The organism is Mesorhizobium sp. B2-7-3, from assembly GCF_006440715.1.
Classification (GTDB): Bacteria; Pseudomonadota; Alphaproteobacteria; order Rhizobiales; family Rhizobiaceae; genus Mesorhizobium; species Mesorhizobium australicum.
The window spans coordinates 139,948-149,081 of sequence record NZ_VFTY01000014.1; the positions used below are offsets into that span (position 1 = coordinate 139,948).

At 60.7% G+C, this 9,134-nt stretch carries 10 protein-coding genes and 2 pseudogenes; 7 read left to right on the forward strand and 5 right to left on the reverse strand.

The features are described 5' to 3' along the window. The first annotated feature begins 31 nt into the window (after positions 1 to 31). Entirely contained in the window at positions 32 to 793 is a 762-nt protein-coding gene (locus FJW04_RS26725; RefSeq protein WP_140717704.1) for a heme ABC transporter permease, read from the forward strand. An 8-nt stretch (positions 794 to 801) separates the two neighbouring features. On the opposite strand, the gene FJW04_RS26730 is transcribed toward FJW04_RS26725, so the two are convergent. After that, a complete protein-coding gene (locus FJW04_RS26730) occupies positions 802 to 1,860 on the reverse strand; it encodes a D-TA family PLP-dependent enzyme (protein ID WP_140717706.1) in 1,059 nt (352 codons plus the stop codon). A 198-nt stretch (positions 1,861 to 2,058) separates the two neighbouring features. Here FJW04_RS26730 and FJW04_RS26735 point away from each other — a divergent pair, with 198 nt between their 5' ends. After that, a complete protein-coding gene (locus FJW04_RS26735) occupies positions 2,059 to 2,745 on the forward strand; it encodes a D-lyxose/D-mannose family sugar isomerase (RefSeq protein WP_140717708.1) in 687 nt (228 codons plus the stop codon). A gap of 69 nt (positions 2,746 to 2,814) precedes the next feature. After that, entirely contained in the window at positions 2,815 to 3,216 is a 402-nt protein-coding gene (locus FJW04_RS26740; RefSeq protein WP_140717710.1) for a hypothetical protein, read from the forward strand. Positions 3,217 to 3,246: 30 nt separating this feature from the next. On the opposite strand, the pseudogene FJW04_RS26745 reads toward FJW04_RS26740, so the two are convergent. After that, a pseudogene (locus FJW04_RS26745) lies at positions 3,247 to 4,928 on the reverse strand (hypothetical protein). A 133-nt stretch (positions 4,929 to 5,061) separates the two neighbouring features. Then, positions 5,062 to 5,694 carry a hypothetical protein gene (locus FJW04_RS26750; RefSeq protein WP_140661917.1) on the reverse strand — a complete coding sequence of 211 codons (633 nt, stop codon included), beginning with the start codon at positions 5,692 to 5,694 and terminating at the stop codon, positions 5,062 to 5,064. 351 nt (positions 5,695 to 6,045) lie between these two features. Between FJW04_RS26750 and FJW04_RS26755 the strand changes: the two genes are divergently transcribed. From FJW04_RS26755 to FJW04_RS26770, 4 genes are all read left to right on the forward strand, one after another. Next, positions 6,046 to 6,528, forward strand: a complete 483-nt coding sequence (locus tag FJW04_RS26755; RefSeq protein ID WP_140717712.1) for a YidB family protein — start codon at positions 6,046 to 6,048, stop codon at positions 6,526 to 6,528. 9 nt (positions 6,529 to 6,537) lie between these two features. After that, complete coding sequence (locus FJW04_RS26760) at positions 6,538 to 7,014, forward strand: hypothetical protein (RefSeq protein ID WP_140661918.1); 477 nt, start codon at positions 6,538 to 6,540, stop codon at positions 7,012 to 7,014. A gap of 278 nt (positions 7,015 to 7,292) precedes the next feature. Then, a complete protein-coding gene (locus FJW04_RS26765) occupies positions 7,293 to 7,535 on the forward strand; it encodes a hypothetical protein (RefSeq protein ID WP_140717714.1) in 243 nt (80 codons plus the stop codon). Further along, positions 7,535 to 7,801 (forward strand): hypothetical protein, encoded by a 267-nt coding sequence (locus FJW04_RS26770; RefSeq protein WP_140717716.1) that lies wholly within the window; start codon positions 7,535 to 7,537, stop codon positions 7,799 to 7,801. Before FJW04_RS26765 ends, FJW04_RS26770 begins: the two co-directional genes overlap by 1 nt. A 326-nt stretch (positions 7,802 to 8,127) precedes the next feature. On the opposite strand, the gene FJW04_RS26775 is transcribed toward FJW04_RS26770, so the two are convergent. Both FJW04_RS26775 and FJW04_RS30500 read right to left on the reverse strand, forming a co-directional pair. Continuing rightward, entirely contained in the window at positions 8,128 to 8,688 is a 561-nt protein-coding gene (locus FJW04_RS26775; protein ID WP_140661919.1) for an EF-hand domain-containing protein, read from the reverse strand. A 146-nt stretch (positions 8,689 to 8,834) separates the two neighbouring features. After that, positions 8,835 to 9,020, reverse strand: a pseudogene (locus FJW04_RS30500) (hypothetical protein); the annotation flags it as partial. Positions 9,021 to 9,134 lie beyond the last annotated feature (114 nt).

Genomic DNA, 9,134 nt, shown 5'->3' on the forward strand with positions numbered 1-9,134 from the left:
CCAAACGCATCGGCGGTCTATGTAAAGTCGCATGAGTGACATCACCTCACGCCTGAGCGGCTTGACCGATCTCGCCAATCCAACGCGGTTCGTCGGGCTTGCAGACAAGCTTGTGCCGTGGCTGGCGGCGCTCGCCGCGCTCACCCTCGCGATTGGCCTCTATATGAGCTTCACCGCGCCCGAGGATTTCCAGCAGGGTATCACCGTTCGCATCATGTACATCCACGTGCCTTTCGCCTGGCTCGCCATGATGTGCTACACGCTGATGGCGGTCTCCGCGCTTGGCACGCTGGTCTGGCGCCATCCGCTGGCCGATGTCGCGCTGAAATCGGCCGCACCCATTGGAGCGGTGTTCACCGCGCTGGCGCTGATCACCGGTTCGATCTGGGGCAAGCCGATGTGGGGCACCTGGTGGGTGTGGGACGCCCGCCTGACTTCTGTCTTCGTGCTGTTCCTGATGTATCTCGGCATCATCGCGCTGACCCGTGCGCTGGATGATGCCAGCCGCGCCGCCTGGGCCGCTGCCATCATCACGCTGGTTGGCTTCATCAATATCCCGATCATCAAATTCTCGGTCGACTGGTGGAACACGCTGCACCAGCCTGCCTCGGTGTTCCGGCTCGGCGGCCCTACCATCGACCCGAGCCTGCTCTGGCCTCTGCTGGTGATGGCTTTCGGCTTTACCGTGCTGTTCTTCGCGCTGCACCTGATGGCAATGCGCACCGAAATCCGCCGCCGCCGGGTGATAGCCATGCGGCGGGTGGCAGCGCGGCAGGCGGAGCGTCCGGTCTAGCTAGAATCTCATGTCATCAGCCCGCGTGCCGCCACCGGCAGCGTTTCGAGGACCTTCTCGCCGTCTATCAGATTGACCTCGTTGAACAGGTTGGTGACGACGCAGCAGTGGTCTGGCACCACGTGCACGCGTTCGCCAATGCGCAGCCTGCCGTCGCCGGAAAGCGTGACCGTGCCGTGCTCCTCGCTCAGCCCCGTCACCCGCGCTCCGGGGACGCCCATCAACTCTCCAAAATCCTTTAGCCCTAGCGTATCGCTGGACAGGGCCTTGCTGCCGCTATCGAGAATGGCGCGCGTCGCTGTCGGATGGCTGACCACGGTCGCAAGCACCGTCAGCGCGCAATCGTCCAACGTGCCAACGCCTTTGGCGACCTGGTAGCGATCGAGATAGATGTAGGTTCCCGGGCGATACTCCGTGACGACGGATGCATCGGCGGAGCGCCATATATCAGGCGTGCCGCCGCTCGAGATGCGCTCGCAGGCAAGCCCCGAAGCAGCCAGCGCCTGCTTGGCGGTGGCGAGCCAGGCTTCGGCTTCAGCCGCGCGGCCGGCGGCCGGATAGGTCATCAGTCCGCCGAAGGTGAGGCCACCAGCCTTGTCGATCAGCCTTGCCAGCGCCACCGCTTCATTGGCTGTCTGTACGCCGCAGCGACCCATGCCGGTGTCGCATTCGACCAGCACGGACAGAGGATGGCCGGCATCGGTGAAAGCTGCCGCGAGCCCTTCCAGCGTGTCCATGCTGTCGGCCGTGACCGACAGGGTCACGCGGCCATGCAGCGCCTTCAGCCGCTCGAGCTTGGCGCGCCCCAGGATGTTGTAGGGAAGAAAGATATCGGTCAGCCCGGCGTCGGCCATTACCTCGGCCTCGCCGATCTTCTGGCACGTGATGCCGACGGCACCTGCCGCCATTTGCTTCTTCGCCCAATAAGGCAGCTTGTGCGTCTTGATGTGCGGCCTGAGCTTCAGTCCGTTCTTGTCGGCATGAGCCTGTGCACGAGCAATGTTGGCTTCGGCGCGTGCGACGTCGATCAGGATCGAAGGCGTATCGAGGTCATGGATGGTCGGCATCGGCTATCCCTGTGCAATTCGCAAGGGTTATGAGCCTCAAAGCACGCGATGTCACGCGGCCAGCGGGCCGCGATCTGTTGGCCATGACTGGCCCGCGCAAGGCTCGAACAGACAGGGCTCGAACAGGCAAGGTGGATCGACACCGCACCGGCGTTCGGCTATGCGATTGTCGGAAAAATCGACACGAGGGTCATCATCATGAAACGCTCCGCCATCAACGACATCATCCGCGAAGCCGACGCTTTCATCCGCTCGTTCGGCTATATCATGCCGCCCTTCGCCTACTGGTCGCCGGAAGAGATGAAGGCGCGCCAGGTCGATTCTTCGGCCATCTTCACCTCGCGGCTCGGCTGGGACATCACCGACTATGGCCAGGGCAAGTTCGACGATCTCGGCCTGTTCCTGTTCACCGTTCGCAACGGCCGCTACGAGGACATGAAGAAGGGTATGGGCATGCTCTATGCCGAGAAGATCATGATTTCGCGCAAGGAGCAGATGTCGCCGATGCACCGCCACAACATCAAGGCCGAAGACATCATCAACCGCGGCGGCGGCAAGCTGGTGCTTGAACTGTTCATGCATGATCGCGACGGCGGCATCGACCCCAAGGCCGAGGTTTCGGTGCCGGTCGACGGAACCATCTACAGGCTGCCGGCCGGCGGACTGCTGAAGCTCGATCCGGGCCAAAGCGTCACGCTCTTGCCCGGCGTCTGGCACGCCTTCTGGGCCGAGGGCAAGGATGTCCTGATCGGCGAGGTGTCGACCGTCAACGACGATCGCACGGACAACGTCTTCCGCGAGCCGATCGGCCGTTTCGCCGATATCGAGGAAGACACACCGCCCCTGCATCTATTGGTGGCGGACTACGACAAATGGCTGGGCTGAGGGCACCCGTCCTCAACCAATTCGCCCCCGATTTGCGGGCCAGCAACCAAGCCCGAGGAGAAATAAGTCTTGAAATCAGCTCTAGTTCTAGCCATTGCCGCCTTGGCGGCGCTCGGTTTCGGTATGCCGGTCCAGGCGGCGGGCTTCACCAATATCGTCCTTTCCGCGACGAAGGACGGGGGAACGCCTCAGAGCAACTTCCCTGTCGAGACACCGGTGATCTACGTCTCGGCTGACCTTGTGGATATCGCGCCAACCTCGAGAATCACATTCTCCTGGGTTTCGGTTGATTCCCACGGCGCCGCGCCGGAAAACTATACCATCGACAAGGTCGACCTCGACGTAGGAGCCAACAATCAGGCTGATTCACAACTCACCAAACCAACGGCGGGATGGCCGGAGGGCACCTATCGGGTTGATTTGGCCATTGATGGAACGGTTGCTGAATCAGTGCCCTTCAGCATTCCATGATTGAACTGCCCGGGAAGGGCGCGATGGGCATCAATGACAACAGCTGAGTGCCGATTGCACGCCCGTCCGGCACAGGCACGATGAGCTGATCGGCACATCGGCCTTGGCCAGCGCCGTGGCGAGTTTTGCCTGTAGTACAGGCAGCTCTTGGCTCTCGCAGCGCCCAAACATTCCACCAACCCGTGCAGCGCCCAGACATTGTCCGGGTGCTGGGCGCAGCGCTGGACATTGCCGCTCAGGCCGAGATCGTCGCGATAGACCTGCTCGGCCTCTTGCGCGTGGCCCTGGTCGAGAAGCAGCGCCGCCAGCGCATGGCGCGGCGGGTGCATCCACGCCCACGGCTCGGTGTAGGACAGATTGTCATCCAGCTCGACCGCGTGCCTGAGATGGCCATAGGCCTGCTCGTGCCGGCCCTGGTGGTAGGCAAGCTCGCCGTCGAGCAAGGCGGCACCGACGGCAAGCGAGGCGCGGGCCGGGTTGCTGAGAAAACGCCGCTCGGCTGGAACGCCTTCGAGATGCTGGTGGAAGCGTTCACGCTCGCGCTCGGCGTCGGTGAATTGCCTCAGCGTCGCATGCGCCACGCCCTTGGCGTAATGCTGCATGGCCGCCGTCAGCACATAGAGGCCGGGCTCTTCGGTTGCCGGCTCGTCGATGATTTCCCGCCAGCGACCGAAGCGCACCAGCACGTGCGATTTCATCGCATGATAGCCTTCCACGGTCTGGGTGAGTTTGGGCCGATCCTGGATGGCGACCACGTCACGCGTCACCAGGCTGCGCACCTTGTCGGCGGCCCACAGCGCCGCCTGGTACTGGCCCGACAACATGCAGGTGAACATCATCAGGTGCAGATCGTGGCAGCAGCCGAGCAGATAATAGGTCGGCTCATTGGCGTAGGCGAGATAAAGGTCGTTGGCCCGAACCGCCTTTTCGCTGGCGAGCTTCGCCTTCTCATACTCGCCGCACAGCACATAGATATGCCCCGGCATGTGGTTCATGTGCCCGGCATCGGGGCACATCTCGCCGAGCAGATCGGCCGAGCGCATGCCGCGCTCCGGCTGGGTCGACATTTCCAGCAGATGGATGTGCAGGTGGACGATCGCCGGATGCTGGGCGGTGCCGGCCTCGTCTGCGAGCAGGATTGACCGCTCGCAAACCTCCAGCGCTTCGACGACGTCGGAATTCGGCGCCGGTTCACCGGTCTTGAGATTCCACAGGCGCCGCACCGTGCGCATCATCAGCGCCTCGACGAGAAGCGCCATCACATCATGATCGTCGGGAAAATTCTGATAGACCCGCCGCATCGCGGCGGCATAGGCGTCGTTCCATTGCTCGAATTCCTGTGGCGTCACCCGGTGCGGTTTCCGGAAGCGGCAGGCCAACGCCTCGATCAATTGTCTTTCGACCTCGCTCGCTGCAGCCGCACTGGCGCGCGCGAGCTGGACATGCTCGAAGCAACGCTTCGTCGCGCTGTTTGCCTCGGCCTCGCCATGCTCCTTCCAGGTCAGATTGTAGAAGGGTCCGGCTGCATAGGCGATTCCCCAATGAACCATCGGGCAGTCCGGATCGGTCTCCAGCGCCATCTCAAAGCACTTGATGCCTTCCTCATGGTTGAAGCCGTAGCACCAGTTAAGACCGATATCGAACCAGCGCTGGGTCTCGGTGGAGCGGGTGGAGATCGGGCGGCGGTAGGCGCCGAGATTGAAGCGATCCATGGGGTCTCATTCAAGTCTGGTTCGCCACGAGCCAAGCCCTGGCCAGATTCTTCACGATCAATGTGTTCCGAAATTCGTAGCCGTGGCAAACACCATGGTTTGGGGTGAGTGTGAAGAGCGGCAGCGCGCCGTCCTAGTCGGTTGCTTCGGGCGCCGCTTCGTCTTGCCAGCCGCCTAACTCCGGCAGGTCGTCAAGCCAACTTTTCTCGGTTATCACGGCATCGCCGGCCCGCGGGGCGACCTCGGTGGCGTTTTGAATCAGCCAGTCCACCCACTTCCGATAGGCAACCGGGTCCATCCGGGGCGGCAGCACCTTGGCCTTGAGCAGCATCCTCTTGCGGAAGCTGGTTTGCCTGCGCAGTTTGGTCGTCGTGAACTTGATAGCCTTGCCTTGGTATTCAACCGTCCAGCGGTCGCCCCCATGACCGACAAGCCTGTCTACCGAGAAACCGGCATCGACCGGTCTCTCCCGCCAGGGAAGCTCGATGGCGTTCCTCCTCAGATCGAGAACCCATCGCCTGTAGTTGGCCCCGGGACGCAGGGGCGGCAGCACGCCGGCCTCTTCGAGCATCTTCCGTCGGAAGGTAGGCTGCTTCTTGAACTGACCGGTCGTCAGCTCGATGCGATGTCCACGGAATTCGACATGCCAGCGGATCCTCCCATTGCCGACATACTTCACCAGCCTGTCGATAAAGAACTCGCCATCGGCAAGCATCACGCAGCCTTGGCTGATGCTTTCGACGATGAACTCGGTGTCAGTGACCATCAGGCGGCCTTGCAGGATTTGTTCGCGAAGCGTGGCGACAGCGATGTGCCGGATTTATGCACCAGAAAAGTGTTCCGGTTCCGATTTTCGCTAAGTGACCATTTTCATTGAAAAATGCTTGGCTGGGGTTCCTGGAAGCTTTTCGAACTTTCTGGGTCGCGCCTCAGCCTGAATTGCGGATGCTTATGGACAAAGTAGGATACTAGATTCGGGTTTGTGAGGCATCGACTTCCTGGCGCGTTTGCCCACCTCATGTGCACGTCCGGAGGTATCCACCTAAGGTTTGGTGGCCAATGCGGAACTTTTGGCAGGCCGAGAGCTTCTCCAAGCTCGAGACCACAGGAGGAACGAGTGGCCAATCTTGGAAGACTTGCGATCGCTATGCTGGGGGTCTTGGCTTATCAAAACCGCGACAAGATCGCAGAGATGATCCGTGGAGCGGGAGAGCGCGATCCAAACAATCCGCAAGGGGGGATACTGGACCAGATGTCCAGGGGCGTTGCCGGCACCGCGCTTGGCGATATTCTCGACCGTTTTAAAAATGTAGGTGCTGGCCCGAAGGTGGACTCCTGGGTTGGCACCGGGCCGAACGAGCCGATCGAGCCTCATGAGGTGGAAAAGGCTATTGACGCGCAGACGCTGGAGGCACTTTCAACGCAGACTGGCCTCTCGCGCGAGGAGCTCATTGCGAGGATCACCAGGGATCTGCCGGACGCCGTTAACCAGATGACCCCAAACGGCAAGCTGCCAGCAGATCACCGAACGAACGACTCGGTCGAGCCGACCCTACTAGACGACGTGCCACGGACCGGGAGCGGGACGCCGAAGCAATAGGAACAGGCTATGAGATATGGTCCCCATATTCTGCTGAGTTTACTTGTCACCATGGTGCCCACGTCGCTGCTCGGTGCTCAGGGATGGCAGGGCTTCGGGATCAAACATCTCGGCTTCGTGTTCGATGTTCCCCCGGGGTTTGTACTAACCCAGCGTTCCGACCAAGGGGCAGCCTTCGAGGGCAAAAACAAAGCGTTTCTCGCAGTATGGGGGGCGCAACTCGGCAAGGCGAGTTTTCGCACCGAGATAGAGCATCGCATGGCAGTGAATGAGCACGACGGCTGGAGGTTGACCTATAAGCGAGTGACGCCGCAATGGGCCAGCTATTCTGGGCTGAAGGACGGTCAGATACTGTATGTCCGGGCCGTCAAAGTCTGCGACGGCCGCGCGGCATTGTTTACGGCCACCTATAGTCGTGACGAAAAGCTCCCCTACGATCCCATTGTCGTTCGCATGGTAAGATCGCTAAGGGCCGATGGTTGTTAACCAAGCCGTATACAACACGGCTGGATGGCGCTGCTTGCATGTCCTGCTGGTAGGGCATCGTATCGATCTCCAGAGGCCGGTCCGATCAAAGCCCGACGTCAACGGTTGTGCGCCTCCTGGCTGCCCACGCTTGAGAGTCGCGGCCCTGGACGCGACCGCTCGCCGGCGAGGCCCTTCGCTGCCGGCATCGTCGAGACGGGTACACGTGAGCACGGCATCGAAGCTCCAGGAACAAAGTGGTTCCGCTAATGTTGGGAGAAAAATTAGCGGAAACTAATATGAAATTCTTACCCGTTCTGGAACCCTGCGACACCTGGGCGGTATTCGACACCACGACCGACGAACCGGCCGAGTTTGCAGGTGAGTGCCTCATTGGTCTGACAAAGGCCGCCGCTATTTGGCTCGCGGCAAGAGCCAGCGACGATGAAAGAAGAAACCGTTGCCGGCATGCATCGAGCATCAGCGTACTGGATAGCGGTAGGTTTCTTCAGCAGCAACCGCGTGAACAGTCGTGGGGGTGATGAGTGACGAGGCCATGGCCGCCATATTGGCCTCACGCGATGATGAAGTGCAGGTCCTCGGTGTATTCGACGCAGCGAACAAGAAAGAAGCCGCCCTTGAACTTCGCCGTCTTGGAGAGGCAGTTCACTTTTTGGCCAACGCGTCGGTATTGGGCTACGACGTTCGTTCTGCGATAATCTTTCATGGAGTTGCGGGAGCGCCAAACTTGAGGGCGAAACAATGTGAGCAACTTTGGGCGAAACACGGCGCGCTGCTGGTAAAGTAACACTGCAGTTCTTGATGGAAGGCTTGTCGGTGACGGGCTGGCCCGACTGTGTCTGCGATCCTGACGGCTGGCCCGGGCCTCGCCCGATCCGGCTGCTTTACGGATGACTGCGTTGAAAGGATCTATGTGAGGACATCTGGCCGGATGCCCGCTCAACTTGACCTTAGGTCGCTGGATGGGCGATTGGGAACCGGCAGCGGGCTCCGGGGGAGAACGCGCCCACGGCCGTGTTGCCTCTCCCCAAAGCCCCTCATGGCGCCTGTGGTGTTCGCCAAACTCCGAGCCGCTTTTTGACTAGCCGGATTTCAAGCTAAGACACTAGCCAATCACGGCATTTCTTCACGACCGCCAGAGCCATGCGAGAAGGACTGGATTTCATCCATGTCGATCTTCCCGTCACCGTTCTGGTCGATTGCAGAGAAGATTCTGCCGACAGCCTCCTGGACCTCGTTCTCGGACAGCGATCCGTCACCATCCGTGTCCAGAAGCGCCAGTACAAGTCGCATCCCGGTGCCGCGCATCATGCGAGGACCATGATTTCCGACCATTCCATGCTCACCGGCCGGCCCGCCAGTGCGGTGCCGCTGCCAACCGTCTCGATGACGGGAAGCTTCCTCTTGACGGTTGTCACCCTCCTCTTGCCGATTGTTACCTTCGTTAAAGCTCCGATCCTGTTGCATTCTCTCCTGGACGGCTTGCTCAATCATCTGGCGAATCATTTCATGCGTCGGCCCACCCGTCTGTCCGCTCACATCCGGCAGTTGCCCAGCTCCGGGCTGTTGGGTCGCCGGGGTTGGTGCAGGTGTTCCGTTCGTCTGGGCGAGCGCAGGGAAGGCCGCGAACATCAAAGTGGCGGCCGCGGTGGTCGTGCAGCGTGGAAATCTCATGACATGCTCCATTGGTTGGTCGTGGTCTGCCTCAAGCTGATTGGCTGGCCCCCAACTTGGAGTTCATTCTGATTGTTCCTCCCTGGAGATCGGGTCACGATGAAGTTACACGACCATGGAGTATGGGCTTCAACATGCTGTGCCGACAGCAGCCGCACGTCATGGCCACGTGCAGTCAATTCTCGCCCAACAATGCAATGAGCTGCAGGCTTCGATCCCGACCAGGCAGCGTGGCAGGCCCTCGAAGAATGGCAGCGCCCACGCGTCAGCTTCCTGCGAACGACAATCTCACCTCGTGGACTTGCAGAATCGGCAGCTGCGGCGGGCCTCATGCGAGCCGACCGGGGCGAAACTGAAAACAACGATTAAATGCCCTTCCCGAGAGATGGGTGACAGTTCATTCCGGATAGATGGGTTACACTTTCGGCCCTTTGCAAGGAGAGCAA